At 72.5% G+C, this 26,828-nt stretch carries 22 protein-coding genes; 18 read left to right on the top strand and 4 right to left on the bottom strand.

Translation table 11 applies throughout. From position 1 onward, the window contains the following. Positions 1-22 precede the first annotated feature (22 nt). The 11 genes from ABT084_RS09070 to ABT084_RS09020 all read left to right on the top strand — a co-directional run bounded on the left by ABT084_RS09070 (position 23) and on the right by ABT084_RS09020 (position 16,373). Entirely contained in the window at positions 23-2,476 is a 2,454-nt protein-coding gene (locus ABT084_RS09070; RefSeq protein ID WP_351039865.1) for an ATP/GTP-binding protein, read from the top strand. A gap of 117 nt (positions 2,477-2,593) precedes the next feature. Further along, positions 2,594-4,180: a PucR family transcriptional regulator gene (locus ABT084_RS09065; RefSeq protein ID WP_351039862.1), complete on the top strand. Its 1,587-nt coding sequence runs from the start codon at positions 2,594-2,596 to the stop codon at positions 4,178-4,180. A gap of 336 nt (positions 4,181-4,516) precedes the next feature. Beyond that, positions 4,517-5,962: an aldehyde dehydrogenase family protein gene (locus ABT084_RS09060; RefSeq protein ID WP_351039859.1), complete on the top strand. Its 1,446-nt coding sequence runs from the start codon at positions 4,517-4,519 to the stop codon at positions 5,960-5,962. A gap of 169 nt (positions 5,963-6,131) precedes the next feature. Next, entirely contained in the window at positions 6,132-8,075 is a 1,944-nt protein-coding gene (locus ABT084_RS09055; protein WP_351039856.1) for an acyl-CoA dehydrogenase family protein, read from the top strand. A 166-nt stretch (positions 8,076-8,241) separates the two neighbouring features. After that, positions 8,242-8,883: a hypothetical protein gene (locus ABT084_RS09050; protein WP_351039854.1), complete on the top strand. Its 642-nt coding sequence runs from the start codon at positions 8,242-8,244 to the stop codon at positions 8,881-8,883. Between the two features lie 45 nt (positions 8,884-8,928). Continuing rightward, positions 8,929-10,179, top strand: a complete 1,251-nt coding sequence (dxr, locus tag ABT084_RS09045) for a 1-deoxy-D-xylulose-5-phosphate reductoisomerase (RefSeq protein WP_351039851.1) — start codon at positions 8,929-8,931, stop codon at positions 10,177-10,179. Next, on the top strand, positions 10,176-11,477 hold the full coding sequence (locus tag ABT084_RS09040) for a M50 family metallopeptidase (RefSeq protein WP_351039849.1): 1,302 nt from the start codon (positions 10,176-10,178) through the stop codon (positions 11,475-11,477). The genes dxr and ABT084_RS09040 overlap by 4 nt, the downstream gene beginning before the upstream one ends. 243 nt (positions 11,478-11,720) lie before the next feature. Beyond that, positions 11,721-12,878, top strand: coding sequence for a flavodoxin-dependent (E)-4-hydroxy-3-methylbut-2-enyl-diphosphate synthase (gene ispG / locus ABT084_RS09035; protein ID WP_351039846.1), 1,158 nt, complete (start codon positions 11,721-11,723; stop codon positions 12,876-12,878). 142 nt (positions 12,879-13,020) lie between these two features. Further along, positions 13,021-13,884, top strand: coding sequence for a GNAT family N-acetyltransferase (locus tag ABT084_RS09030; protein WP_351039843.1), 864 nt, complete (start codon positions 13,021-13,023; stop codon positions 13,882-13,884). A gap of 135 nt (positions 13,885-14,019) precedes the next feature. Further along, positions 14,020-14,589 (top strand): GNAT family N-acetyltransferase, encoded by a 570-nt coding sequence (locus tag ABT084_RS09025; protein ID WP_351039840.1) that lies wholly within the window; start codon positions 14,020-14,022, stop codon positions 14,587-14,589. Positions 14,590-14,678: 89 nt separating this feature from the next. Next, positions 14,679-16,373, top strand: a complete 1,695-nt coding sequence (locus ABT084_RS09020; protein ID WP_351039837.1) for a proline--tRNA ligase — start codon at positions 14,679-14,681, stop codon at positions 16,371-16,373. A gap of 60 nt (positions 16,374-16,433) precedes the next feature. Here the strand turns inward: ABT084_RS09020 and ABT084_RS09015 are convergent, their stop codons facing one another. The 4 genes from ABT084_RS09015 to ABT084_RS09000 form a co-directional block, all read right to left on the bottom strand. Continuing rightward, positions 16,434-17,255: a slipin family protein gene (locus ABT084_RS09015; RefSeq protein WP_351039834.1), complete on the bottom strand. Its 822-nt coding sequence runs from the start codon at positions 17,253-17,255 to the stop codon at positions 16,434-16,436. A gap of 66 nt (positions 17,256-17,321) precedes the next feature. After that, complete coding sequence (locus ABT084_RS09010; RefSeq protein WP_351039831.1) at positions 17,322-18,248, bottom strand: aminoglycoside phosphotransferase family protein; 927 nt, start codon at positions 18,246-18,248, stop codon at positions 17,322-17,324. A 16-nt stretch (positions 18,249-18,264) separates the two neighbouring features. Continuing rightward, on the bottom strand, positions 18,265-18,690 hold the full coding sequence (locus ABT084_RS09005; RefSeq protein ID WP_351040097.1) for a ferritin-like domain-containing protein: 426 nt from the start codon (positions 18,688-18,690) through the stop codon (positions 18,265-18,267). A gap of 59 nt (positions 18,691-18,749) precedes the next feature. After that, entirely contained in the window at positions 18,750-19,340 is a 591-nt protein-coding gene (locus tag ABT084_RS09000) for a hypothetical protein (protein WP_351039828.1), read from the bottom strand. A 148-nt stretch (positions 19,341-19,488) separates the two neighbouring features. Here ABT084_RS09000 and rimP point away from each other — a divergent pair, with 148 nt between their 5' ends. The 7 genes from rimP to truB all read left to right on the top strand — a co-directional run bounded on the left by rimP (position 19,489) and on the right by truB (position 26,617). Further along, on the top strand, positions 19,489-19,998 hold the full coding sequence (rimP, locus tag ABT084_RS08995) for a ribosome maturation factor RimP (RefSeq protein ID WP_351039825.1): 510 nt from the start codon (positions 19,489-19,491) through the stop codon (positions 19,996-19,998). 2 nt (positions 19,999-20,000) lie between these two features. Continuing rightward, positions 20,001-21,071, top strand: a complete 1,071-nt coding sequence (gene nusA, locus ABT084_RS08990; protein ID WP_351039822.1) for a transcription termination factor NusA — start codon at positions 20,001-20,003, stop codon at positions 21,069-21,071. Positions 21,072-21,190: 119 nt separating this feature from the next. Further along, on the top strand, positions 21,191-21,463 hold the full coding sequence (locus ABT084_RS08985) for a YlxR family protein (RefSeq protein ID WP_351039819.1): 273 nt from the start codon (positions 21,191-21,193) through the stop codon (positions 21,461-21,463). A gap of 167 nt (positions 21,464-21,630) precedes the next feature. Continuing rightward, a complete protein-coding gene (gene infB / locus ABT084_RS08980; protein ID WP_351039816.1) occupies positions 21,631-24,783 on the top strand; it encodes a translation initiation factor IF-2 in 3,153 nt (1,050 codons plus the stop codon). 162 nt (positions 24,784-24,945) lie between these two features. Beyond that, positions 24,946-25,239, top strand: a complete 294-nt coding sequence (locus ABT084_RS08975) for a DUF503 domain-containing protein (protein WP_351039813.1) — start codon at positions 24,946-24,948, stop codon at positions 25,237-25,239. Positions 25,240-25,265: 26 nt separating this feature from the next. Beyond that, positions 25,266-25,712 (top strand): 30S ribosome-binding factor RbfA, encoded by a 447-nt coding sequence (rbfA, locus tag ABT084_RS08970; RefSeq protein ID WP_330332934.1) that lies wholly within the window; start codon positions 25,266-25,268, stop codon positions 25,710-25,712. Then, positions 25,709-26,617: a tRNA pseudouridine(55) synthase TruB gene (gene truB, locus ABT084_RS08965; RefSeq protein ID WP_351039810.1), complete on the top strand. Its 909-nt coding sequence runs from the start codon at positions 25,709-25,711 to the stop codon at positions 26,615-26,617. Before rbfA ends, truB begins: the two co-directional genes overlap by 4 nt. The last annotated feature ends 211 nt before the right edge of the window (positions 26,618-26,828 follow it).

Below are 26,828 nucleotides of genomic sequence, written 5' to 3'. Positions count from 1 at the left end.
ACGGGCAGGGGGCTTGGGGTTCATGGACACCGACGGCACGCAGGGCGCGCACGGTGCGTACGGCACGCCCGACCCGGGCCCGGCCCGGGCGGGCCTCGGACCGGGTCAGGTCCCCCGGCCCGCCGGGCCACCGCCGCCGCTGCCCAAGGGGCTCCCGCTCCGCCCGGCCGGAGCCCCGTCGCCACCGCCCGTGCCCGGGTACGCGCCCGCGCCGGCCGGGGCGCACCCGGCTCCCGGCGCGCCCGCCTCCCCCTTCACCGCGTGGCTGCGGGTGCCCCGGCCGGTCGCGGAGCCGGGCGTCTGGCGCTACGGCCACGTGCCGGTCGTACCGAGGCCCGCCGGCTCCGACCGGCAGCTGCTCACCCGCGTCGTGATCGCTTTCCTCGTCTTCTTCGTGTGCTGGCAGGCCTTCCTCGACGGGAAGCTCCCCTTCCTCGGCGCCCCGCTCTACTACTTCACCCCCGACAGCTGGTGGACCCACGGCCTCGTGGCCGCCCCCGTCGACCACCGGGGGCAGGCGGCCCTGGAGCTGTACGAGCTGCTGGCCACCGTGGGGCTGTTCCTCGGCTTCGCCAGGATCGGCGGCTGGCGCACCGCCTTCGACCGCCTGATCGCCGACCGGGGCCCCTGGTACCGCGCGCTGGGAGCCGCCGCGGGCGCCGCCGTCGTCGTCGCACTGATCGAGAACCAGGTGCTGCCGGTCTACCCGCTCGCCTTCGCCCACCTGCCCTACGCCGAGCTCGGCGAGGCCGGCGCCTCGATCGTCACCTACGTCCTCTACGCGGTGATCTACCTCCCCGTCATCCTCGTCTTCGGACGGCTCGGCGACTGGCCGGGCCTGGCGCAGTCGGTCCTCGCGGGCCCCGCCGCCCCCTCCCGCGAACCCCTCCCCACGGTCCCGGGCGGCCCCGACGACCCCGCCGCCTGGCCGCAGCTGCGCGCCGCGGGACTGGCGGAGGCCGCCGACCGGCTGGCCGCCGAGGCCGCCGCCGGGCGGATGAACGACGTCGACCACGTCCGGATCCGCCGGGCCTGGGACTCCGTCCTGGTGGACCCCGCGCGCCGCACCGCCTTCGCCCGGGCCGTGCGGGACAAGGGCGCCGCCGCCTGCGGCCACCCGTCCGGCGCCCGCGACCTGCCCGCCCGCACCGCCGACCACGACCTGACCGTCGGCCAGGTCCGCCTCGGCGGCGTGACCGGCGTCGAACCCAACCCCCACGAGCGGCGCGGCACCGGCCTCGCCCTCGACCCGACGGTCCTGGGCACCTCGGTGCTCGCCGTCGGCCCCTCCGGAGCGGGCAAGACCACCCGGCTGGTGCGCCCCGTCGTCGAATCGCTGGCGCTCCAGGCGCTGGCCGGCCAAGCCGCGCTGATCGCCGTCACCGCCGCCGGATCGCCCCTCGGATCCGACGCCGCCTACGACATCGTGGTGCGCCCCGGCGACCCGGCGTCCGTCCACGACCTCGACCTCTACGGCGGCACCACCGACCCCGACGAGGCCGCCCAGCTCCTCGCCGAAGCCTTCGTCGGTGACCTGCCGGGCCTCGACGTACGCCGCTGCGCGACCGCCCTCGCGCAGCTCATCGGCCCCTTCCGCGCGGCGTACGACCGCTTCCCCACCGTGCCGGAGCTGCGCGAACTGCTCGACGCGGTCCCCGCCACCACCGACGCGCTGCGCGGGACGCTGGCGGACGCCGGCCGCCAGGACATGCTGCGCGAGCTCGACGCCCGGACCCGGCAGCACGGGGCCCACGGCGACCCCGGGCCCGCCCTCACCGACCGGGTCGCGCTGCTGGACCGACCCGCCTTCCACGGCTTCTTCGACACCACCGGCGCCGGGCGGCCCTTCTCCCTGCGCGCCCTGGAACACCCCGTCCGGGTCCGCGTCGACCTCCCCGAGCGGGGCCACGCGGAGGCCTCCCGGCTGCTGGCCCGGCTGCTGCTCGCGCAGTTCACCGCCGCGGCCGCCGCCCGCGCCGACCGCTCCCTCTTCGCCTTCCTCGCCTTCGACGACGCCTCGCACACCCTCACCCCGGGAACCGTCCGCGGGATCCAGCGGCTGCGCTCGGCCAACGCCGGGGTGCTGCTGACCCTGCGCACGCTGGACGACGTACCGGAACAGCTGCGCACCCCGCTGCTCGGCGCCGTCGGGTGCCGGATGGCCTTCTCCGGGGTGACCACCTGGGACGGCAAGTGGTTCGCCGACGCCTGGGGGACCGAGCTGGTCGAGACCCGGGACGTCACCAGCCGGACCGTCTACGCGGACCAGCCGATGACCCGGTTCATCAACACGGTGCGCAAGCTGATCACCGGCAAGGCGGTCACCACGGACGCCGTCACCGTGCGGCAGGTGGAGCGGGAGCGCTGGTCCGCCTCGGCCCTGGCCAACACCGTGCCTCCCGGGCACGCCGTGCTCTCGCTGACCTCGGTGGACGGCGAGCGGGCGGCCCCGCTGCTGGTGTCGCTCCTCGACTGAAGGGGTTCCCCGACCCGTACGGGGTGGCAGAATCGAGGGGAGCCGTTCGTACGACACGGCGAAATTCCCCCGCGGGGCACCCCGCCCGCCCCTCCGCCCTAAGGCCGCTGGTAACCGATGCCGCTCACCCTCGCCTCGCTCGTCCAGCACTCGGCGCTCAAACTCAGCGTCCGCGCGGGGGAGAGCCGCCTGGACACCCCCGTCCGCTGGGCCCACGTCAGCGAGCTGGCCGATCCCGTCCCCTACATGGAGGGCGGCGAGCTGCTGCTGATCACCGCGATGAAGCTGGACGCGGAGGACCCCGAGGAGATGCTCCGCTACGTCCGCCGGCTCGCCGCCGCCGGAGTCGTCGGGCTCGGCTTCGCGGTCGGCGTGAACTACGAGGCGGTCCCCGACGCGCTGGTCGAGGCGGCCCGCGCCGAGGACCTGCCCCTGCTGGAGGTGCCGCGCCGGACCCCCTTCCTCGCCATCAGCAAGGCCGTCTCCGCGGCCCTCGCCGCCGACCAGTACCGGGCCGTCACCGCGGGCTTCGAGGCCCAGCGGGAGCTGACCCGGGCCGCGCTCTCCGCCGACGGGCCCGCCGAACTCCTGACCCGTCTCGCCGCGCACGTGCACGGCTGGGCCGCGCTCTACGACACCTCCGGCGCGGTCGTCGCCGCCGCCCCCGAGTGGGCCGCGCGGCGGGCCGCCCGGCTCACCCCCGACGTCGAGCGGCTGCGGGAGCGGCCCGCCCCCGCCAGCGCCGTCGTCGGCGGCTCCGAGGACCGGGTCGAGCTCCAGTCCCTGGGCACGGGACGGCGGGCCCGCGGCGCCCTCGCCGTCGGTACGGGAGCCCCGCTGGGCACCGCCGAGCGGTACGCCGTGCACTCCGCCGTCGCCCTGCTCACCCTCACCACCGAACGCTCCCGGTCCCTGCACGACGCCGAATCCCGGCTCGGGGCGGCCGTGCTGCGGCTGCTGCTGGACGGGGAGACCGAGCACGCGCGGGCCGTCGCCGGGGACCTGTACGGCGTACTCCTCGACGCGCCCTTCCGGCTCGTCATCGCGGAGCCCGCGCTGCCGGGCACGGCCCAGCCCGAAGGGCTCGCGGCGCTCGCCGACGCCGTCGAGTCCGCGGCCGCCCGCAGTGGCGAGGCGCTGCTGGTGGTCACCGAGCCGGGGCGGCTGCTGGTGCTCGCGGCGGACGGCGGCGCCGCGGCCGGGGCCGTGGCGGACCACGCGGAAGCGCTCGCGTCGCGGCGCGGGCACGACGCGGTGGGGCCGGAGCCGGACGAGCTGGTCATCGGCCTGTCCGCGCCCGCCGCGCCGGCGAGCGCGGCGGCCGCCCACAAGCAGGCCGACCAGGCCCTCGTCGTGGCCCGGCGGCGCGGGCGCCCGCTGGTCGAGCACGACGACCTGGCGGCGGGGTCGGTGCTGCCGCTGCTCGCCGACGAGGCGGTACGGGCCTTCGCGGACGGGACGCTGCGGGCCCTGCGGGACCACGACGCCACCGGTCGCGGTGACCTGGTCGCCTCGCTCCAGGCGTGGCTCTCCCGGCACGGGCAGTGGGACGCGGCGGCCGCCGATCTGGGGGTGCACCGGCACACGCTGCGGTACCGGATGCGGCGGGTCGAGGAGATCCTGGGCCGCTCCCTGGACGACCCGGACGTCCGCATGGAGCTGTGGCTCGCCCTGAAGGTCACCCACCCCGACACCCCGTCCTGACCGGAGGGGAGCGTGCCTTCGCTCTCCAGCCCCGCCGGCGTTTGAGGCGCCCCCGGAGGGCCGGGGAGCGTGCCTCTTGTGCGGCGTCTGGTCGGCGGGTGTGCCTCCGGCGGCGCCTCAATCGCCGGCGGGGCTGGACTTTGCCCGCGGCCCGGGCGGGGGCTTGCGCCGTCGGCTGCTCAGCCTCGCCGGCGATTGAGGCGCGGGTGTCCCCTGACAAAGCGGCGTACGGCGGGCGGGTGGCACTCCATGCCGGACAAGCGCCGAATCCGCGGCGGAGTCCTACGGTGGGAGGGACAAGGACTCCGCACACACTCCGAAGGGCCGGGATTCGCCATGACTTCCACCCACGCCTTCTGGCTCGCCGGTCGCCAGACCACCGGCGAGGACAGCTTCGACGTCACGTCCCCCTGGGACGGCCGCGTCGTGGGCACCGTCAGCGTGCCCACCGACGCGCAGGTCGAGGAGGCCGTGGCGGCCGCCCACGCCGTGACCGCGGAGTTCTCGGCGACCCCGGCCCACGTACGGGCCGCCGCCCTGGACCACGTCTCCAAGCGGCTCACCGAGCGCACCGAGGAGATCGCCCAGCTGATCTCCGCCGAGAACGGCAAGCCCATCAAGTGGGCCCGCGGCGAGGTCGGCCGCGCGGTGTCCGTGTTCCGGTTCGCCGCCGAAGAGGCCCGCCGCTTCAACGGCGGCGAGGCCCAGCGCCTGGACACCGACGCCGGTGGCGTCGGCCGCCTCGCGCTGACCCGCCGCTTCGTCAAGGGCCCGGTCCTCGGCATCGCGCCGTTCAACTTCCCGCTGAACCTGTGCGCCCACAAGGTGGCCCCGGCCATCGCCGTCGGCGCGCCGATCATCCTGAAGCCCGCCCCGGCCACCCCGCTCTCCGGTCTGATCCTGGGCGAGCTGCTCGCCGAGACCGACCTCCCGGCCGGTTCCTGGTCCGTGCTGCCCGTGGCCAACGACAAGATGCCGGCCCTGGTCAAGGACGAGCGCCTGCCCGTCATCTCCTTCACCGGTTCCGACACCGTCGGCTACGCCATCCAGCAGTCGGTGCCCCACAAGCACTGCACCCTCGAGCTGGGCGGCAACGCCGCGGCCGTCGTCCTGGACGACTGGTCCTCCGAGGCCGACCTCGAATGGGCCGCGACCCGCATCGCGACCTTCTCGAACTACCAGGCCGGCCAGTCCTGCATCTCCGTGCAGCGCGTGATCGCCGACGCCACCGTCTACGACCGCCTGGTCGAGAAGGTCGTCGCCAAGGTCCAGGCCCAGGTCACCGGTGACCCGTCCGACGCGGGCACCGACGTCGGCCCGCTGGTCTCCGAGGACGCCGCCAAGCGCGTCGAGTCCTGGGTGGACGAGGCCGTGGCCGCGGGCGCCAAGCTGCTCACCGGTGGCAAGCGCGAGGGGGCCTCGTACGAGCCCACCGTGGTCGCCGAGCTGCCCGCGGGCGTCAAGCTGGCCTGCGAGGAGGTCTTCGGACCGGTCCTGACCCTGCAGAAGGTCGAGGGCACCGACGAGGCCTTCGCCGCGGTGAACGACTCGAAGTTCGGTCTTCAGACCGGCGTCTTCACGCGCAACATCCAGACGGCCTTCCGCGCCCACCGCGAGCTGGAGGTCGGCGGCGTGATCGTCGGCGACGCGCCCTCCTACCGCGCCGACCAGATGCCGTACGGCGGGGTCAAGCAGTCCGGCGTGGGCCGCGAGGGCGTCCGCTACGCGATGGACGACTACACCTACGAGCGCGTCCTGGTCCTCACGGGCCTCGACATCTGAGCGACTCCTGGGGCGATGAGCCGACGGTCCGAACCCACTGTGCGGGGGTTCGGACCGTCCCCCTTTTGGCCGTTCCCCTTTTCCCCGGCGCCCGGAGCGGGTACGACTCACTGGTAGCACCGACCGGTAATCACCTGATCATCCGATTCGGCGGCGAGGTGAGCTGCGCATGTCCGCAACACAGCCCAAGGTGACCGAGCGCGAGGCACGGCAGGTCGCGGAGGCGGCCCGGGAGCAGGACTGGCGCAAGCCCAGCTTCGCCAAGGAACTCTTCCTCGGACGCTTCCGTCTCGACCTGATCCACCCCCATCCCGTGCCCGCCGACGAGGACGTCCGGCGCGGCGAGGCCTTCCTGGAACGGCTCCGCGCGTTCTGCGAGACCGAACTCGCAGCAGGCCTCGCGGCCCGCATCGAACGCGAGGCGAAGATCCCCGACGAGACCGTCCGCGGGCTCAAGGAACTCGGCGCCCTCGGGATGAAGATCGACACCAAGTACGGGGGCCTCGGGCTCACCCAGGTGTACTACAACAAGGCGCTGGCCCTCGTCGGCTCCGTCAGCCCGGCCATCGGCGCCCTGCTCTCCGCGCACCAGTCGATCGGCGTACCGCAGCCGCTCAAGCTCTTCGGCACCCAGGAGCAGCGCGACCTCTTCCTGCCGCGCTGCGCCCGCACCGACATCAGCGCCTTCCTGCTCACCGAACCGGACGTCGGCTCCGACCCGGCCCGCCTCGCCACCACCGCCGTGCCGGACGGGGACGACACCTACGTCCTGGACGGCGTGAAGCTCTGGACCACCAACGGCGTCGTGGCCGACCTGCTCGTCGTCATGGCCCGGGTGCCGAGGTCCGAGGGACACAAGGGCGGGATCACCGCCTTCGTCGTCGAGGCGGACTCGCCGGGCGTCACCGTCGAGCACCGCAACGCCTTCATGGGTCTGCGCGGTCTGGAGAACGGCGTCACCCGGCTGCACCAGGTGCGGGTCCCGGCCGCGCACCGGATCGGTCCCGAGGGCGCCGGTCTGAAGATCGCCCTCACCACCCTCAACACCGGCCGGCTGTCCCTGCCCGCGATGTGCGTCGGCGCCGGGAAGTGGTGCCTGAAGATCGCCCGCGAATGGTCCGGGGTGCGCGAGCAGTGGGGCCGGCCGGTCGCCCGGCACGAGGCCGTCGGCGCCAAGATCTCCTTCATCGCCGCCACCACCTTCGCCCTGGAGGCGATGGTCGACCTCGCCTCGCAGATGGCCGACGAGGACCGCAACGACATCCGCATCGAGGCCGCGCTGGCGAAGCTGTACGGCAGCGAGATGGCCTGCCTGATGGCCGACGAACTCGTCCAGATCCGCGGCGGCCGCGGCTTCGAGACCGCGGAGTCCCTCGCCGCACGCGGCGAGCGCGCCGTCCCCGCCGAGCAGATGCTCCGCGACCTGCGCATCAACCGGATCTTCGAGGGCTCCACCGAGATCATGCACCTGCTCATCGCCCGCGAGGCCGTCGACGCCCACCTGGCGGTGGCGGGCGACCTGATCGACCCCGACAAGGCGCTCGGCGACAAGGCCAAGGCGGGCGCCCGGGCCGCCGGGTTCTACGCCCGCTGGCTGCCCAAACTGGCGACCGGACCCGGAGCGGTCCCCGGCACCTACCGCGCCTTCCACCCGAGTGGGCACCCCGACCTCGCCACCCACCTGCGCTATGTCGAGCGCGGCGCCCGCAAACTCGCCCGCTCCACCTTCTACGCGATGTCCCGCTGGCAGGGCCGGATGGAGACCAAGCAGGGCTTCCTCGGCCGGATCGTGGACATCGGCGCCGAACTGTTCGCGATGAGCGCGGCCTGCGTCCGAGCCGAGCACCTGCGCGCCACCGGCGACCACGGCCGCGAGGCCTACCAGCTGGCCGACGCCTTCTGCCGGCAGTCCCGGCTGCGGGTCGAGGAACTCTTCGGCCGGCTCTGGGCCAACACCGACGACCTGGACCGCACGGTGGTCGAAGGCGTCCTCGGCGGCGTCTACACCTGGCTGGAGGAGGGCGTCCTGGACCCCTCGGGCGACGGCCCGTGGATCGCCGACGCCACCCCCGGTCCGTCCGCGCACAAGAACGTGCACCGCCCCATCCGCTGATCTCCCGCACAATCATGTCCTCGACATGATCCGAAGGGGACGGCACACGATGCACAGGGTGGGGAACACGAGGGGCCGCCGGGCGGCGAGAGCCGCCACGGCGGTACTCCTCCTGGCCGGCGCCGCCGCATGCGGCAGCGCCGGCCGTGAGGACAGGGAGACGGGCATGCCCGCGCCCCGCACGGCCGCCGCGAGCACACCGCCCCCGGCGGCCCCGGGCCCCGGCGCGGCCCGGCTCAAGGCCCTGGCCCTCGCCCCGGGCGAGAAGGCCGGGGCGTACGAGGCGGACGAACCGGTCCTCGACGAGCCGATGAACGAGTCGTACGAGGCCACTCCGGCGGTGTGTCAGCCCCTGACCAGCCTCGGCAAGGCCGGCCACAGCGCCCAGGCGTACGTGAAGACCGGCGTCCCGGGCGGGATACAGGACATCGGCACCGAGATCCTGCTGCGCTCCTACAAGGACGGCGGCGCCGCCACCGCGGCCCTGAAGTCCCTGGCGGCCGCGGGCAAGCAGTGCGCGGGCGGCTACACCGAGGACCGGATGCTCGCCGAGGGCAAGGTCCTCAAGGTGGAGGCGGTCGCGGCACCCCGACTGGGGGACGAGGCGCAGGCGTACCGGATCGTGGTCCAGGACGTGAAGGAGAAGAACCTGTCGCTGTACAAGTACCTGACCGTCATCCGCTCCGGTTCCGTCACGCTCTCGTTCCGGTCCGACATTCTCGACATCAAGGACTTCGGCGGAGTGCCGCCGGAGATCGTCACGGCGCAGTGGGAGAAGTTCGCCAGGGGAACCGGCGCATCCTCCTAGGGAGACGGTGTCCGCGCGGCCCGGCGATGCGGCAACAATAGGGGGATGAGCGACAGCCCATCCCCCCTCGCCGACCCGCACCTCCTCTTCGACGCCGCGGCCGGCCGCCGGGACATCGTCGTCCTCGGGTCCACCGGTTCCATCGGCACCCAGGCCATCGACCTCGTCCTGCGCAACCCGGACCGCTTCCGGGTGACCGCGCTGTCCGCCGCGGGCGGTCGCGTCGGGCTGCTCGCGGAGCAGGCCCGGCTGCTGCGGGTGAAGACGGTGGCGGTGGCCCGCGAGGACGTCGTACCGGCCCTGAAGGAAGCGCTGGGCGACCAGTACGGCGCCGAGCCGATGCCGGAGATCCTGGCCGGTCCGGACGCGGCGGCCGAACTCGCCGCGTCCGAGTGCCACACCGTTCTCAACGGCATCACCGGGTCCATCGGCCTCGGGCCCACCCTCGCCGCGCTCCGCGCGGGACGCACCCTCGCGCTCGCCAACAAGGAATCGCTGATCGTCGGCGGACCGCTCGTCAAGGAACTGGCCCGGCCCGGCCAGATCATCCCGGTGGACTCCGAGCACGCGGCGCTCTTCCAGGCCCTCGCGGCCGGCACCCGCGCCGACGTCCGCAAGCTGGTCGTCACCGCCTCCGGCGGCCCCTTCCGCGGCCGTACCCGCGCCGAGCTGGCCGGCGTCACGGTCGAGGACGCCCTCGCGCACCCCACCTGGGCCATGGGCCCGGTCATCACCGTGAACTCCGCGACCCTGGTCAACAAGGGGCTGGAGGTCATCGAGGCGCACCTCCTCTACGACATCCCCTTCGACCGCATCGAGGTCGTGGTCCACCCGCAGTCCTACGTGCACTCGATGGTCGAGTTCACCGACGGTTCCACCCTCGCCCAGGCCACCCCGCCCGACATGCGCGGACCCATCGCGATCGGCCTCGGCTGGCCCCAGCGGGTCCCGGACGCGGCCCCCGCCTTCGACTGGACCAAGGCCTCCACCTGGGAGTTCTTCCCGCTGGACACCGAGGCCTTCCCGTCCGTGGGCCTGGCCCGGCACGTCGGTACCCTCGGGGGTACCGCTCCCGCCGTGTTCAATGCGGCGAACGAGGAGTGCGTGGAGGCCTTCCTGGCCGGTCGGCTGCCGTTCACAGCAATCATGGATACCGTCGCAGCCGTGGTCGACGAGCACGGAACGCCGGGCTCGGGAACCTCTCTGACCGTCCGGGACGTCCTCGAGGCGGAGACCTGGGCACGGGCCCGGGCACGGGAGATGGCGGCGAAGGCCGCCGTGGAGGCGCGCGCATGACGATTCTGATGACCGTGATCGGCATGCTCATCTTCGTGGTGGGACTGCTGGTCTCGATCGCCTGGCACGAGCTGGGCCACCTGTCCACGGCCAAGCTGTTCGGCATCCGCGTCCCGCAGTACATGGTCGGCTTCGGCCGGACCATCTGGTCGCGCAAGAAGGGCGACACCGAGTACGGGCTCAAGGCCATCCCGATGGGCGGCTACATCCGCATGATCGGGATGTTCCCGCCCGGCGAGGACGGCAGGGTCACGGCCCGCTCGACCTCCCCCTTCCGGTCGATGATCGAAGACGCCCGCTCGGCGGCGTACGAGGAGCTCCAGCCCGGCGACGAGGACCGGCTCTTCTACACGCGCAAGCCGTGGAAGCGCGTGATCGTGATGTTCGCGGGCCCCTTCATGAACCTGGTGCTCGCCCTCGCCGTCTTCTTCGGCGTCTGGATGACCTTCGGGGTCACCCAGCAGACGACCAAGGTGGCCTCGGTCTCCGACTGCGTCCTCAAGCAGAGCGACAAGCGCACCACCTGCAAGCCGGGCGACCCGGTGGCCCCGGCCAAGGCCGCCGGGCTCCGCGCCGGTGACAAGATCGTCGCCTTCGACGGGCACAAGGTCACCGACTGGTCGGTGCTCCAGGAGAAGATCCGCGACACCGTCGGCCCGGTCACCGTCACCGTCCTGCGCGACGGCAAGGAAGTGACCCTCACGCCCACGCTGATCGAGAACACGGTCGGCAAGACCGACGGCCACGGCGGCTACGTCAAGGGCCAGTTCGTCACGGCGGGCTTCCTCGGCTTCGGCCCCGCCACCGAGACCCAGGCGCTCACCTTCGGGCAGTCCGCGAGCCACATGGCCGATGTCGTGGACGAGAGCGTGAGCGGTCTGCTCAAGCTGCCGTCCAAGATCCCCCCGCTGTGGAACGCGGCCTTCGGCGACGGCGAGCGCCAGCCGGACTCCCCGATCGGCATCGTCGGCGCGGCCCGCATCGGCGGCGAGATCGCCAACCTCGACATCCCGGCCACCGACCGGCTCGTGATGTTCCTGAACCTCGTCGGGATGTTCAACCTGGCGCTGTTCCTGTTCAACATGCTGCCGCTGCTCCCGCTCGACGGCGGGCACATCGCGGGCGCCCTGTGGGAGTCGGTCCGGCGCAATGTGGCGCGGGTCTTCCGGCGCCCCGACCCGGGCCCCTTCGACGTGGCCAAGCTGATGCCCGCCGCGTACCTGGTGGCCGGTGTCTTCGTCTGCTTCACGCTGCTGGTGATGGTGGCGGATGTGGTGAACCCGATCAAGATCAGCTGATCGGTGCCACGGCGGTGGCCGTCGCCGCGGGACCACCCGCCGCGGTGGCCGCCGTTCAGCTGATCTTCGTACAGCACTCGAGGGGGAGTCGGCCACGATTCGTGTCCGACTCCCTACGTTTGGGTGGTGCGGCCCCTCGGATGCGCGGGGGGCGTTCTGATTGGCGTAATCTCGAAGGCTGGAGCCCGCCGATCTCGGGACCTCGATCCATGCCTTGATCCACACCTTGGGGTTGCTCAGCAGATGACTGCCATCTCTCTCGGAATGCCGTCCGTGCCGACCAGGCTTGCCGCCCGTCGGGTCAGCCGCAAGATCCAGGTCGGCTCGGTCGCCGTCGGCGGCGACGCACCCGTGTCGGTGCAGTCCATGACCACGACCCGGACCTCCGACATCGGCGCCACGCTGCAGCAGATCGCCGAGCTGACGGCCTCCGGCTGCCAGATCGTGCGGGTGGCCTGCCCGACCCAGGACGATGCCGACGCCCTCGCGGTGATCGCGAAGAAGTCGCAGATCCCGGTCATCGCCGACATCCACTTCCAGCCCAAGTACGTCTTCGCGGCGATCGACGCGGGCTGCGCTGCGGTCCGCGTGAACCCGGGCAACATCAAGCAGTTCGACGACAAGGTCAAGGAGATCGCGCGCGCCGCCGGCGACGCGGGCACCCCGATCCGGATCGGCGTCAACGCGGGCTCCCTCGACGCGCGACTGCTGAAGAAGTACGGCAAGGCCACCCCCGAGGCGCTGGTCGAGTCCGCGCTGTGGGAGGCCTCCCTCTTCGAGGAGCACGGCTTCGGCGACATCAAGATCTCGGTCAAGCACAACGACCCCGTCGTGATGGTCAACGCCTACCGCCAGCTCGCCGTCGCCTGCGACTACCCGCTGCACCTCGGCGTCACCGAGGCCGGCCCCGCCTTCCAGGGCACCATCAAGTCCGCCGTCGCCTTCGGCGCGCTGCTCTCCGAGGGCATCGGCGACACCATCCGCGTCTCCCTGTCGGCCCCGCCGGTCGAGGAGATCAAGGTCGGCCTGCAGATCCTCGAGTCGCTGAACCTCAAGCAGCGCCGCCTGGAGATCGTCTCCTGCCCCTCCTGCGGCCGCGCCCAGGTCGACGTCTACAAGCTGGCCGAAGAGGTCTCCGCGGGTCTGGACGGCATGGAGGTGCCGCTGCGCGTCGCCGTCATGGGCTGCGTCGTCAACGGACCCGGCGAGGCCCGCGAGGCCGACCTCGGCGTCGCCTCCGGCAACGGCAAGGGCCAGATCTTCGTCAAGGGCGAGATCATCAAGACCGTGCCCGAGTCGAAGATCGTCGAGACCCTCATCGAAGAGGCGCTGAAGATCGCCGAGCAGATGGAGAAGGACGGCGTGATGTCCGGCGAGCCGCAGATCTCCGTCGCGGGCTGACCGGCCGCTCCGCACACCCTCCGCGTTTTCCGGCCCCGGCCCCGTTCCCGCAGCTCGCGGGCGGGGCCGGGGCCTTTTTTGCCCCGCTGCGGGCGGCACCCCCCGGGCCCGCCGGGTACAGTGCGGAGATCAGCGGACGTGCATGGTGAGGCCTCCTACAGTGTTGACGCAGACCACCACCCGGGTCCTGGAACCCAGCGATCTCGACGCCGCGCTCGAGGTGCTCGGCCGCGAGCCCGTCGCGAACGCCTTCGTCACGTCCCGGGTCCAGGTCGCGGGCCTCGACCCCTGGCGCCTCGGCGGCGAGATGTGGGGCTGGTACACCGACGGCGAGCTGCGCTCCCTGTGCTACGCGGGCGCGAACCTGGTCCCCGTCTGCGCCACCCCCGACGCCGTACGGGCCTTCGCCGACCGCGCCCGGCGCACCGGCCGCCGCTGCTCCTCCATCGTGGGCCCGGTCGAGGCCGCGGGGCTGCTGTGGCGGCTGCTGGAGCCGCACTGGGGCCCCGCCCGCGACGTCCGCTCCCACCAGCCCCTGATGACCACCGAGCAGCCGTCCGCCGAGATCGCCGCGGACCCGCTGGTCCGCCGGGTCCGCAAGGAAGAGATGGACATGATCATGCCCGCGTGCGTGGCCATGTTCACCGAGGAAGTCGGCGTCTCCCCGCTCGCCGGGGACGGCGGCCTCCTCTACCAGGCCCGGGTCGCCGAACTGGTCGCCGCGGGCCGCTCCTTCGCCCGGTTCGAGGACGGCAAGGTCGTCTTCAAGGCCGAGATCGGCGCGGCCACCTCCCGCGCCTGCCAGATCCAGGGCGTCTGGGTCGACCCCGCCTTCCGCGGCCTCGGCCACTCCGAGACGGGGATGGCCGCCGTGGTCGCGTACGCCCTGCGGGACATCGCCCCCGTCGTCAGCCTCTACGTGAACGACTTCAACACCGCCGCCCGGGCCTCGTACCGGCGGGTCGGCTTCCGTGAGGTCGGCGCGTTCATGAGCGTCCTGTTCTGACCCGGCCCGCGGCCTCCCCGGTCCACGCCGACGTATGCCCCCGTCCCGCGCCGCCGTCCCCTGCCGCCGCCCCGTGTCATCGGCGTGTGCCGCAGTCGTATCCCCGCGCGCGCGGCGCGAAGTAAGGTCGGCCACATGCTGCCTACCTCCGGGGGCGACCCCCGCCACCCCGCCGGCGTCACCCTCGGTCCGCTCGACCTCGCCGCCCGCGTGGACGAGGCCCTGCGGGTCCAGGCCGTCGCCTTCGGGCTGAGCGAGGAGGAGGTGGCGATCCGGCGCTACATCGTGCAGCGCCACATGATCTGCCCCGGGGCCCGCGCGCTGGGCGCCTTCGCGGAGGGGGACGAGCTCGTCGGATTCGTCTACGGGATGCCCAACGACCGCAGCCACTGGTGGTCCACGGTCGTCGAGCCCCACCTGCGCGCGGGCGGCCACGACGGATGGCTCGACGGCTCCTTCGTCATCACCGAACTCCACGTCCACCCCGCCTTCCAGGGCCGGGGCGTCGGCCGAGCCCTGATCACGCGGATCACCGACACCGCCGTCGAGCCGCGCTCGATCCTGTCCGCCATCGACACCGACAGCCCGGCCCGCGCCCTCTACCGCAAGCTGGGCTACACCGACCTCGCCCGGCAGGTGCGCTTCCCGAGCGCGCGCCTGCCGTACGCCGTGATGGGCGCCCCCCTGCCGCTGTCCCGGCCCTGACACCGGCCGTTTCCCCGGCCCGCACCCCGCCCCGCGCCCGGCCCGTAATGGATTTTCCGGGGCCGCGGCGCCCCCGGTAGCCTCGCGTCATGTCAACGCAACACGTGCAGCGCATGTCCCGCCTGATGGCCAAGACCCTCCGTGAGGACCCGGCCGACGCCGAGACCCTCAGCCACAAGCTCCTCGTCCGCGCCGGCTACGTCCGCCGCAGCTCGGCCGGTGTATGGAGCTGGCTGCCGCTCGGCAAGCGGGTCCTGGAGAACGTCTCGCGCGTCGTCCGCGAGGAGATGGACGCGATCGGCGCCCAGGAGGTGCTGCTGCCCGCGCTGCTGCCGCGCGAGCCGTACGAGGTCAGCGGGCGCTGGACGGAGTACGGCGACCTGCTCTTCCGGCTCAAGGACCGCAAGGGCGCCGACTATCTGCTCGGCCCCACCCACGAGGAGATCTTCACCCTCGTGGTGAAGGACCAGTGCACGTCCTACAAGGACCTGCCGGTGATGCTCTATCAGATCCAGACCAAGTACCGCGACGAGGCCCGGCCGCGCTCCGGCGTGCTGCGCGGCCGCGAGTTCCAGATGAAGGACTCCTACTCCTTCGACGTCAGCGACGAGGGCCTGGCCGAGTCGTACGCGCTCCACCGCGCCGCCTACCAGCGGATCTTCACCCGGCTCGGGCTGGACCACCGCATCGTCTCCGCGGTCTCGGGTGCGATGGGCGGCTCCGCCTCCGAGGAGTTCCTGGCCCCCGCGGGCGCGGGCGAGGACACCTTCGTCGACTGCCCGTCCTGCGACTACGCGGCCAACACCGAGGCCGTCACCTTCGCCCTGACGCCGGTCACCGGCGAACACGGCCCCGTCGAGGACATCGCCACCCCCGACACCCCCACCATCGAGACGCTGGCCGCGCACCTCGGCGTACCGGCCTCGGCGACGCTGAAGAACCTGCTGGTCAAGGTCGACGGCGAGATCGTGGCCGTCGGCGTACCGGGGGACCGCGAGGTCGACCTGGGCAAGCTGGGCGAGCATCTGGCCCCGGCAGTCGTCGAGTTGGTGACGGCCGAGGACTTCACCGGCCGCCCCGACCTGGTACGCGGCTACGTGGGCCCGCAGGGCCTGGAGAAGGTCCGCTATCTGGCCGACCCCCGGATCGCGCCCGGCACTTCGTGGGTCACCGGCGCCAACCGCGTCGACACCCACGCGCGCAACGTGGTGTGCGGGCGGGACTTCGAGGTCGACCAGTACCTCGACGTGGTCGTGGTCGAGCCCGGGGACCCCTGCCCGGCCTGCGGTACGGGGCTCCGGCTGGACCGGGCCATCGAGATCGGCCACATCTTCCAGCTGGGCCGCAAGTACGCCGACGCCTTCGGGCTCGACGTCCTCGGCAAGGAGGGCAAGCCGGTCCGGGTCACCATGGGTTCGTACGGCATCGGCGTCTCCCGGGCAGTGGCGGCCCTGGCCGAACAGACGGCGGACGAGCGGGGTCTGTGCTGGCCCGCGGCGGTCGCCCCCGCCGATGTCCACGTGGTGGCGGCGGGCAAGGCGGTGCCGCTCGCGCTGGCGGAGCGGGCGGCCGGGGCGCTGGCCGGGGCCGGGAAGCGGGTCCTGCTGGACGACCGGGCCGGGCTGTCGCCCGGGGTGAAGCTGACGGATGCCGAGCTGATGGGCGTGCCGTGGATCCTGGTCGCGGGGCGGCGGTCCGCGGAGTCGGTGGTCGAGCTCCAGAACCGGGCCACCGGTGTCCGCGAGGAACTCCCCCTGGACGAGGCCCTGTCCCGCCTGACGTAACCCCGCCGGCCGATGTGTGGGGCCGGTTCGGCGGTGCCGGAGGCGAATACCGGGCCGGGGTTACGGCGGGGGCTCCTCCGTGACCGGGGGCGGTGTGGGGGGCGCGATAGGGGCCGGGGGCGCGGGGGCCGCGCGTTCCAGGAAGCGGAGGAGCTCCACCGGGAACGGGAGGACCAGGGTGGAGTTCTTCTCCGCCGCCACCGCGACCACCGTCTGCAGCAGCCGCAACTGCAGCGCCGCCGGCTGCTCCGACATCACCTCGGCCGCCTCGGCCAGCTTCTTCGACGCCTGGAGCTCCGCATCCGCGTTGATCACCCGCGCCCGCCGCTCCCGGTCCGCCTCCGCCTGCCGGGCCATCGACCGCTTCATCGTCTCCGGCAGCGACACGTCCTTGATCTCGACCCGGTCGATCTGCACGCCCCACCCGATCGCCGGGCTGTCGATCATCAGCTCCAGGCCCTGGTTCAGCTGCTCCCTGTTGGACAGCAGATCGTCCAGGTCGGACTTGCCGATGATGGACCGCAGCGAGGTCTGGGCCATCTGCGAGACCGCGAAGCGGTAGTCCTCCACCTCGATGATCGCGTTCGCCGCGTCGACGACCTTGAAGTACACGACCGCGTCCACCCGGACCGTGACGTTGTCCCGCGTGATGCCCTCCTGGGCCGGGATCGGCATCGTCACGATCTGCATGTTGACCTTGTGCAGCCGGTCCATGACCGGGACGACCAGGGTGTATCCGGGCCCCCGGATCCCCTCCCGCAACCGGCCGAAGCGGAACACCACGCCGCGTTCGTACTGCTTGACCACCCGGGAGGCGGCGCCCAACAGGACCGCGATACCGGTTCCCGCGGCGATTGCCGCCGTCAGCAGTTCTCCGACCATGACGGCCTCCTGCCGGACAAACCCACGTACCTACGATATGCCCGCGGGCGGCCGCCACAACCGGCCCTACAGCCAGCCGGCGAACTCCAGCAGCAGCTCGCCGTCCCGACGGCGGCCCGCCGCCATCGCCCGGACCCCGGACTCCACCGCCCTGAAGAGCGTCCAGCCGCGCAGCCGGTCCCGGTCCACCTCCAGCGAATCCGCCAGCCGGTTCACCCGCCGCCGCGCGCCCGCCGCCCCCGCCGAGGTGGCGACCTGGTCCTCCAGCCGGTCCCGGCACAGCCGGGCCAGGTCGTACTCCCGGTCGCCGACCAGCGGCTCCGGGCCGACCGTCAGCCACGGCGCCCGCTCGCCCGCCAGCACCTTGCCCTGGCGGAAGTTCCCGTGCAGCAGCACCGGTTCACCCGGCAGCGCGGTCAGTTCCTCGCGGGCCGCCAGCGCGGCTTCGACCAGCGGAGCCGCCTGCTCGGGCGCGGCGGCCAGCGCTGCGCACTGACGGCCCGTGCGCTCCGTCACCGTCTCGAACGGGTGGTCCGCCGCGGGCGGCACCCACAGCCGCCGGATCGTCCCGGCCGCCTCCAGCAGCGCCTTCGCCTCCGGCAGCGACCGCAGCGAGACCTCCGGCTGGAGCCGCTCCAGGAGCAGCGCGCCGTCGTCCTCCGAGCCGTCGCCCCGCGCGCCGCCCGTCACGGCGTCGTCCAGCACCCGTACGGCCCCGAAACCGGCCCAGTGGTCCAGCGCGGCCCGCTCCCGGTCCGGCCGGGCCTGCGGCGGCGCGATCTTCAGCGTGGCCGGGGTCCCGTCGGCGTACCGGACCAGCACGACCAGGCTGCTGCGCCCGCCCGGCGCCTGCACCCGCTGGACCTGCACTCCACGCCGGGCCAGCGCCTTCCCGGTCAGCTCGGGCAACCGCCCCAGCCACTCCGTGGTCTGCGACGATTCCGGCGTCTCGCCGAGCGCCCGGACAAGCCGCTCCGGCGGTTCGAAAGCCATGCGTGCGGGATCCCTTTCAGCTGTTGCGGACTCGCTCTGCGCGTTCCGCGAGCCCAGGGAAGGCTACGCCGCCGCCACGCCAGCGCGCGGCGCGGACCGCCGCGGCGCTCAGCGCGTCGGCCGCCTCGCGGCGCAGCGGGCCGCCCGCCGCGCGCACCAGATCGGAGTACGCGCCCGCCACCCGCTCCTCGATCTCGGCCGCGAGGCGCTCCGCGTCGGCCGGGGTGCGCACCGGGAACGGCAGGGCGTACGCCGCCTCCGCGGGCTGCGGGGATCCGCCCAGGTCACGCACGGTGCGGGTGAGCGCGTCACGCCGGGCGAGGTGGACTCCGTAGGCGTCGCGGGCCTCGTTCGCGCGCTCGGCCGCGACCCGGGCGCCGATCACCCCGTAGCCGTAGGCGGCCGCGTGCTCGGCGGCCAGGACGGCCTGCGCGGCCGTCAGCGGGCGGCTGCCGCCGCGGGTGGGTTCCGTCGCGCCGTGCGTCGGTGTCGCTGCCCTGGTCACGCGGTGCCTCCGGGGTTCAGGCCGAGCAGGTAGGTGTGCACAGAGCCGCAGGCGGCCACCGAGGCGAGCAGCCGGGCCAGCTCGCCCGAGGTCCCGGCCAGGGCGATCCTGCGGGCCTCCGCCAGGTCCCGCTCCGCGGTCGCGAGCGCCGTCAGCGCCTCGGCGGGCTGCGCCGGAACCGGGTCGGCGTTCTTGCCCGCGGTCTTCCCGGGCGGATTCCCGGCCGCGCCCGTCCGCGGATCCGCCGTCGTGGAGGCGGACCCCGAGGGCGACGGGGACGGCTTGGGCGCCCCGTCGTCGGCCAGCGCCCCCCGGTGCGCGGCCACGGCCGCGCGCAGCGGAGCGAGCCGCTCGGCCAGCGGCGGATGCGCGGCGATGGTGGCGTCGTAACGTTCCAGCAGCAGTTCGCTGTCCCGTACGGCACTCTCGCGGATCGGCCGTTCGGGTGGAGCCTCGGCCGCCCCGGCGGCCACGTGCTCCCCCGAGCACCCGGTGAGCAGCGCGGTACCGGCCGCGCCGGCGGCTCCCGCCAGCAGGCTCCTTCGCGAAGGCATGGTCCAGGGCACGGCGACGTCCTCGGTGGTCACGGCGGTCAGGGACAGGGGACAGGCAATGATCACGGTACCCGGGCCCCCGTCCACAGGACGGACGGCAACACCCCCTGCGACCGGATACCCTGTTGACCTGACACGCGACGGAAACCACAACAGCACACGCGGCCGAGGAGTCACCCGGATGAGCACCACCCAGAGCGACAGGCTGCGCGCATTGCTGGAGCCGCTCGTCGCCGCCCAGGACCTGGACCTCGAGGAGATCGAGATGTCCAAGGCGGGCAAGCGCCGCATGCTGCGCATCATCGTGGATTCCGACGAGGGCGTGGAGCTGGACACCTGTGCCGAGCTGAGCCGCGTGGTCTCCGAGGCGCTGGACGAGTCCGATGTCATGGGTGACGACGAATACGTCCTTGAAGTGAGCTCGCCGGGCGCCGACCGCCCGCTGACCGAGCACCGTCACTACGTCCGGGCCATCGGCCGTCTCGCGAAGTTCCAGCTCGTCGCCGAGGGTGACAAGGGCGAGGAACTGATCGCCCGCATCCTCGACGTCGACGACGAGGGCATGGACCTGGAAGTACCGGGCGTGAAGGGCCGCAAGGCGACCGCCCGCCGCATCGCTTTTGCCGACATCGCCAAGGCGCGTGTCGAGATCGAGTTCAACCGCAAGGACAAGAAGGAAGAGGAGGCGTAGCCGTGGACATCGACATGAGTGCCCTGCGGGGTCTGGTCCGGGAGAAGGAGATCTCCTTCGACCTGCTGGTCGAGGCGATCGAGTCCGCTCTCCTCATCGCGTACCACCGCACCGAGGGAAGCTTCCGGCGCGCACGCGTCGAGCTGGACCGCACCAACGGCCACGTGGTCGTGTGGGCGAAGGAGGACCCGCGGGATCTGGAGGAGGGCCAGGAGCCCAAGGAGTTCGACGACACCCCGTCGGACTTCGGCCGGATCGCCGCCACCACCGCCAAGCAGGTGATCCTGCAGCGTCTGCGCGACGCGCAGGACGACCAGACCTTCGGCGAGTTCCTCGGCCGCGAGGGCGATGTCATCACCGGCGTCGTCCAGCAGGGCAAGGACCCCAAGAACGTGCTGGTCGACATCGGCAAGATGGAGGCCATGCTGCCGGTGCAGGAGCAGGTGCCGGGCGAGGAGTACACCCACGGCCTGCGTCTTCGCACGTACGTCGTCCGGGTGGCCAAGGGTGTCCGCGGTCCGTCCGTGACCCTCTCGCGCACCCACCCCAACCTGGTGAAGAAGCTCTTCGCGCTCGAGGTCCCGGAGATCGCCGACGGCAGCGTCGAGATCTGCGCGATCGCCCGTGAGGCCGGTCACCGCACCAAGATCGCCGTCCGGTCCACCCGCTCGGGCCTGAACCCGAAGGGCGCCTGCATCGGCCCGATGGGCAGCCGCGTGCGCAACGTGATGGCCGAGCTGCACGGCGAGAAGATCGACATCGTCGACTGGTCGGACGACCCGGCGGAGATGGTCGCGAACGCGCTGTCACCCGCCCGGGTGAGCGAGGTCGAGGTCGTCGACTGGGACACCCGCTCCGCCCGGGTGACCGTGCCCGACTACCAGCTGTCGCTGGCCATCGGCAAGGAGGGCCAGAACGCCCGCCTCGCCGCGCGGCTCACCGGCTGGCGCATCGACATCCGCCCGGACACCGAGCAGCCGTCCGAGGACGGGGCCGACCGCGGCGCCGACCGCGGCGAGCGCTCCGACCGGGGCGGCGACCGCGACCACCGCTCGGACCGCCCGGTCCGCTAGGCGGGAATAAACCGCTACCGGCCGGAGGTTCCCGGCCGGTAGACAGGTGAATACACAACAACGTCCGTTCGATTTTTCGCCCGCAGGGGTGAGGTCGGTACGGGGAGGTAGACTTAAGCGTGTCTGGCCGGACGCATGCCCGCGCATGCCCTGAACGCACCTGTGTGGGGTGCCGGGAGCGAGCGGCCAAGAACGACCTGCTGCGCATCGTGGCGGTAGGGGACGCGTGCGTCCCCGATCCTCGCGGTACGCTGCCCGGCCGGGGTGCCTACGTGCACCCCGCCGTGGTCTGCCTCGACCAGGCGGTACGCCGACGCGCGTTCTCCAGGGCCTTCAAGTCCTCGGGACCGTTCGACACGGTGGAGCTGCGCAAGGCCGTAGAAGGGCCGTAGAGGCACAGCGCAAGAACAGAAGCAGTACGGCACGGATACCCCGTGCGGTCAGGTACCTCGCGAGTTGGAAGTAGGTCGAGATTGCGATGAGCACTCGATGAGTACGCGATGAGTACGCCCATGAAGTAGCGACGGTCCGGCGTAACCCGGACCTAAAAGGAGCATTAGTGGCTAAGGTCCGGGTATACGAACTCGCCAAGGAGTTCGGAGTGGAGAGCAAGGTCGTCATGGCCAAGCTCCAAGAACTCGGTGAGTTTGTGCGTTCGGCGTCCTCGACGATCGAGGCGCCGGTCGTACGCAAGTTGACTGACGCACTGCAGGGCCCCGGCGGCAACGCCGGCAAGTCCGCTGCGAAGCCCGGCGCGCCCCGCAAGGCCGCGCCCGCCAAGCCCGGGGCTCCCACCCCGGGTGCCGTTGCACGTCCCGCGGCTCCCAAGCCCGGCGCCCCGGCCCCCAAGCCGGTCGTCGCCGAGGCTCCGGCCGCCGCCGCCCCCAGCGCCCCCGCGCCCGTGACTCCGGCCGCTTCCGGCCCGCGTCCGGGTCCGAAGGCGCCGGCCGCCCCGAAGCCCGCCGTCCAGGCGCCGGCTCCGGTCGCGACCGAGTTCACCGCGCCGCCGTCGGCCCCCGCTGCCCCGCAGCGCGCCGAGCGCACCGAGCGTCCCGCCGGTGCCACCCCCGGCCCGCGTCCCGCGCAGCAGCGTCCGGCCGCGGCCCCCGGCCAGTCCGGTGCCCGTCCCGGCGCGCCGCGTCCGGCCGGCCAGGAGCGTCCGGCTCAGGGACAGCGTCCCGCCGCCGGCGGTCAGGCCGCCCGTCCGGGTGGTGCCCGTCCCGCGGGTCCCCGTCCCGGCAACAACCCCTTCACCTCCGGTGGTTCCACCGGCATGGCGCGCCCGCAGGCGCCCCGCCCGCAGGGTGCTCCGCGTCCCGGTGCCCCCGGCGCCGGTGGCCAGGGTGCTCCGCGTCCGCAGGGTGGTCCCGGTGGCGCTCCGCGTCCGCAGGGCGCCGGTGGCGCTCGTCCGACCCCGGGCGGCATGCCCCGCCCGCAGGGCGGCGCTCCGCGTCCGGGTGGTGCCCCCAGTGGTAACCGTCCCAACCCCGGCATGATGCCGCAGCGTCCCGCTGCCGGTCCCCGTCCCGGTGGCGGCCCCGGCGGCGCCGGTCGCGGTCCCGGTGCAGGCGGCCGCGGTCCCGGCACCGGTGGTGCCGGTCGTCCCGCCGGTGGCGGCGGCTTCGCCGGCCGTCCGGCCGGTCCCGGCTCGCGTCCCGGTGGCGGCGGCGGCTTCGGCGGCCCCCGTCCCGGTGGTGGCGGCGGCTTCGGCGGCGGTCCTGGTGCGGGTGGCGGTGGCCGTCCCGGCTTCGCCGGTCGTCCCGGCGGCCCCAATGCCCGTGGTGGCACGCAGGGTGCCTTCGGCCGTCCCGGTGGTCCCGCGCGTCGTGGACGCAAGTCCAAGCGCCAGCGTCGCCAGGAGTACGAGGCCATGCAGGCCCCGTCGGTCGGCGGCATCATGCTGCCGCGTGGTCACGGCGAGACCGTTCGCCTGTCGCGCGGTGCGTCCCTCACCGACTTCGCGGAGAAGATCAACGCCAACCCGGCGTCGCTCGTCGCCGTGATGATGAACCTCGGCGAGATGGTCACTGCCACGCAGTCCGTCTCCGACGAGACGCTCGAGATGCTGGCCGGCGAGATGAACTACGTCGTTCAGATCGTCAGCCCGGAGGAAGAAGACCGCGAGCTGCTCGAGGGCTTCGACATCGAGTTCGGCGAGGACGAGGGCGGCGAGGAATACCTCATGCCGCGTCCGCCGGTCGTGACCGTCATGGGTCACGTCGACCACGGTAAGACCCGACTGCTCGACGCCATCCGCAAGACGAACGTCGTTGCGGGCGAGGCCGGTGGCATCACGCAGCACATCGGTGCGTACCAGGTCGGTACCGAGGTCAACGGTGAAGAGCGCAAGATCACCTTCATCGACACCCCGGGTCACGAGGCGTTCACCGCCATGCGTGCCCGTGGTGCCAAGTCGACCGACATCGCGATCCTCGTGGTCGCGGCCAACGACGGCGTGATGCCGCAGACGATCGAGGCGCTCAACCACGCCAAGGCCGCCGGCGTTCCGATCGTCGTCGCGGTCAACAAGATCGACGTCGAGGGTGCCGACCCGGTCAAGGTGCGCGGTCAGCTCACCGAGTTCGGTCTGGTCGCCGAGGAGTACGGCGGCGACACGATGTTCGTCGACATCTCCGCCAAGCAGGGTCTGCACATCGACTCCCTGCTCGAGGCCGTCGTCCTCACCGCCGACGCCTCGCTCGACCTGCGCGCCAACCCGGAGCAGGACGCTCAGGGTATTGCGATCGAGTCCCACCTCGACCGCGGCCGCGGTGCCGTTGCCACCGTCCTCGTCCAGCGCGGTACCCTCCGCGTCGGCGACACGATGGTCGTGGGCGACGCCTACGGCCGCGTGCGCGCCATGCTCGACGACAAGGGCAACAACGTCGAGGAAGCGGGTCCGTCGACCCCCGTCCTGGTCCTGGGTCTCACCAACGTCCCCGGCGCCGGCGACAACTTCCTCGTCGTCGACGAGGACCGCACCGCCCGTCAGATCGCCGAGAAGCGTGCTGCGCGTGAGCGCAACGCCAACTTCGCCAAGCGCGTCCGCCGGGTGTCCCTGGAAGACCTCGACTCGGTCCTCAAGGCCGGTCTGGTCCAGGAACTCAACCTCATCATCAAGGGCGACGCGTCCGGTGCGGTCGAGGCTCTCGAGTCCTCGCTGCTCCAGCTCGACGTCGGTGAAGAGGTCGACATCCGCGTCCTGCACCGTGGTGTGGGTGCGGTCACCGAGTCCGACATCTCGCTGGCGATGGGCTCCGACGCCATCGTCATCGGTTACAACGTCCGTGCGGCCGGTCGCGCCGCGCAGATGGCGGACCGCGAGGGCGTCGACGTGCGCTACTACTCGGTGATCTACCAGGCCATCGAGGAGATCGAGGCGGCCCTGAAGGGTCTCCTCAAGCCGGAGTACGAAGAGGTCGAGCTCGGTACGGCGGAGGTCCGCGAGATCTTCCGCTCGTCCAAGCTGGGCAACATCGCCGGTGTCCTCATCCGCTCGGGCGAGGTCAAGCGCAACACCAAGGCGCGGCTCCTGCGCGATGGCAAGGTCATCGCCGAGAGCCTCAACATCTCTGGTCTGCGCCGCTTCAAGGACGACGTCACCGAGATCCGCGAAGGGTTCGAGGGTGGTATCAACCTCGGCAGCTTCAACGACATCAAGGTCGACGACGTCATCGCGACGTACGAGATGCGCGAGAAGCCCCGCGCGTAAGCGCGAGGCGGTTCGCACCGTGTCGTAACACGCAGTACCGGGGCCGGTCGGCGGAATATCCGTCGATCGGCCCCGGCCGTTGCGTGTACGGTTCTGGTGTCCCTGCCGAGCGACGGCCTGGCAGGTCACCGAACCCGAACCGGCGGGACATCCGGTAACCGCATGTACGTGGGGACTCTGTCCTTCGATCTGCTCCTCGGCGATGTTCATTCGCTGAAGGAGAAACGCTCCGTCCTCCGGCCCATCGTCGCCGAGCTCCAGCGCAAGTTCTCTGTGAGCGCGGCCGAAGTGGGCGACCAGGACCTGCACCGCAGGGCCGAGATAGGGGTCGCTCTGGTGACCGGGGACGCGGGATTCCTCTCGGACGTACTGGACCGCTGTGAGCGGCTGGTCGCGGCACGTCCGGAAGTGGAGCTGCTGTCGGTACGACGGCGGGTCCACGGTGATGACGACTGACTGCAAGAAAAGAAGGAGACGGACCAGTGGCCGACAACGCGCGCGCGAAGAAGCTGGCAGACCTCATCCGGGAGGTGGTCGCCCAGAAGCTCCAGCGTGGAGTCAAGGACCCGCGTCTCGGTACGCACGTGACGATCACCGACACCCGGGTCACCGGTGACCTGCGGGAGGCCACGGTCTTCTACACGGTGTACGGCGACGACGAGGACCGGGCCAGTGCGGCAGCCGGGCTGGAGAGCGCCAAGGGCGTTCTGCGCTCGGCGGTCGGCCAGGCGGCCGGCACCAAGTTCACCCCCACGCTGACATTCGTGGCGGACGCCCTCCCGGAGAACGCCAAGACCATCGAGGACCTCCTCGACAAGGTCCGCGCCTCCGACGCCCAGGTGCGCGAGGCGTCCTCGGGCGCCACGTTCGCGGGCGAGGCCGACCCGTACAAGAAGCCGGGCGAGGACGAGGACGCAGCCGCGGAATGAGCACCGACCGCACCCCCCCGCCGGACGGCCTTGTCATCGTCGACAAGCCGTCCGGCTTCACTTCGCACGACGTGGTCGCCAAGATGCGCGGGATCGCCAAGACCCGCCGCGTCGGCCACGCCGGCACGCTCGACCCGATGGCCACGGGCGTCCTCGTCCTGGGCGTCGAGAAGGCCACCAAGCTCCTCGGCCACCTCGCGCTGACCGAGAAGGAGTACCTCGGTACGATCCGCCTCGGCCAGAACACCCTGACCGACGACGCCGAGGGCGACCTGACCTCCTCCACGGACGCCTCCGGGGTCACCCGCGAGGCCGTGGACGAGGGCATCGCCAAGCTGTCCGGCGAGATCATGCAGGTCCCGTCCAAGGTCAGCGCCATCAAGATCAACGGCGTACGGTCCTACAAGCGCGCCCGTGACGGCGAGGACTTCGAGATCCCGGCCCGGCCGGTCACCATCTCGGCGTTCCACGTCTACGACATGCGCGAGGCCGAGGCCGAGGACGGCACCAAGGTCGTCGACCTCGTCGTCTCGGTCGTCTGTTCCAGCGGTACGTACATCCGCGCCCTCGCGCGCGACCTCGGGGCCGACCTCGGCGTCGGGGGCCACCTGACCGCGCTGCGGCGCACCCGGGTGGGTCCGTACAAGATCGACAAGGCGCGCACCCTGGACCAGCACCAGGAGGAGCTGACCGTCATGCCGATCGCGGAAGCGGCGGCGGCGGCGTTCCCGCGCTGGGACCTGGACGCCCGGCGCGCCTCGCTGCTCGGCAACGGCGTCCGGCTGGAGATGCCGGAGGAGTACCCGGTGGGCAAGACCGTGGCGGTCTTCGGGCCGCAGGGCACGCTCCTCGGGCTGGTCGAGAACAAGGGCGGCAAGGCGAAGTCCCTGGCGGTCTTCGTCTGAGCCCTCGCCGGGCTCGTGCGTGAGCGGTCGTACGCGCCGCCGTACGCGGCTTTCCGCCGTGGCTTGACGTGGAGCGGTGAGCGCTCAGGAACTGCCGCTCACCGCTCCACGACCCCCCTCGGGTAGGTCTCTATCCACCCGGGCCCCCTTATTCACCCGTCCGAGCAGGCGCTCGGAGTGAATGGAGGGAGCGAAGGGGGGCGCTTTCGCA

The sequence above is a fragment of the Streptomyces sp. NPDC002138 genome, from assembly GCF_040296485.1.
In the GTDB taxonomy this organism is placed as follows: domain Bacteria; phylum Actinomycetota; class Actinomycetes; order Streptomycetales; family Streptomycetaceae; genus Streptomyces.
This window is presented reverse-complemented; position numbering and strand designations above follow the sequence as displayed.

Excerpts from the sequence above, each read along its gene's own strand:
- ABT084_RS09070 (WP_351039865.1), top strand. The coding sequence starts at position 23 with ATGGACACCGACGGCACGCAGGGCGCGCACGGTGCGTACGGCACGCCC.
- ABT084_RS09065 (WP_351039862.1), top strand. The coding sequence starts at position 2,594 with ATGCCGCTCACCCTCGCCTCGCTCGTCCAGCACTCGGCGCTCAAACTC.
- ABT084_RS09060 (WP_351039859.1), top strand. The coding sequence starts at position 4,517 with ATGACTTCCACCCACGCCTTCTGGCTCGCCGGTCGCCAGACCACCGGC.
- ABT084_RS09055 (WP_351039856.1), top strand. The coding sequence starts at position 6,132 with ATGTCCGCAACACAGCCCAAGGTGACCGAGCGCGAGGCACGGCAGGTC.
- ABT084_RS09050 (WP_351039854.1), top strand. The coding sequence starts at position 8,242 with ATGCCCGCGCCCCGCACGGCCGCCGCGAGCACACCGCCCCCGGCGGCC.
- dxr (WP_351039851.1), top strand. The coding sequence starts at position 8,929 with ATGAGCGACAGCCCATCCCCCCTCGCCGACCCGCACCTCCTCTTCGAC.
- ABT084_RS09040 (WP_351039849.1), top strand. The coding sequence starts at position 10,176 with ATGACGATTCTGATGACCGTGATCGGCATGCTCATCTTCGTGGTGGGA.
- ispG (WP_351039846.1), top strand. The coding sequence starts at position 11,721 with ATGACTGCCATCTCTCTCGGAATGCCGTCCGTGCCGACCAGGCTTGCC.
- ABT084_RS09030 (WP_351039843.1), top strand. The coding sequence starts at position 13,021 with ATGGTGAGGCCTCCTACAGTGTTGACGCAGACCACCACCCGGGTCCTG.
- ABT084_RS09025 (WP_351039840.1), top strand. The coding sequence starts at position 14,020 with ATGCTGCCTACCTCCGGGGGCGACCCCCGCCACCCCGCCGGCGTCACC.
- ABT084_RS09020 (WP_351039837.1), top strand. The coding sequence starts at position 14,679 with ATGTCAACGCAACACGTGCAGCGCATGTCCCGCCTGATGGCCAAGACC.
- ABT084_RS09015 (WP_351039834.1), bottom strand. The coding sequence starts at position 17,255 with ATGGTCGGAGAACTGCTGACGGCGGCAATCGCCGCGGGAACCGGTATC.
- ABT084_RS09010 (WP_351039831.1), bottom strand. The coding sequence starts at position 18,248 with ATGGCTTTCGAACCGCCGGAGCGGCTTGTCCGGGCGCTCGGCGAGACG.
- rimP (WP_351039825.1), top strand. The coding sequence starts at position 19,489 with ATGAGCACCACCCAGAGCGACAGGCTGCGCGCATTGCTGGAGCCGCTC.
- ABT084_RS08975 (WP_351039813.1), top strand. The coding sequence starts at position 24,946 with ATGTACGTGGGGACTCTGTCCTTCGATCTGCTCCTCGGCGATGTTCAT.
- truB (WP_351039810.1), top strand. The coding sequence starts at position 25,709 with ATGAGCACCGACCGCACCCCCCCGCCGGACGGCCTTGTCATCGTCGAC.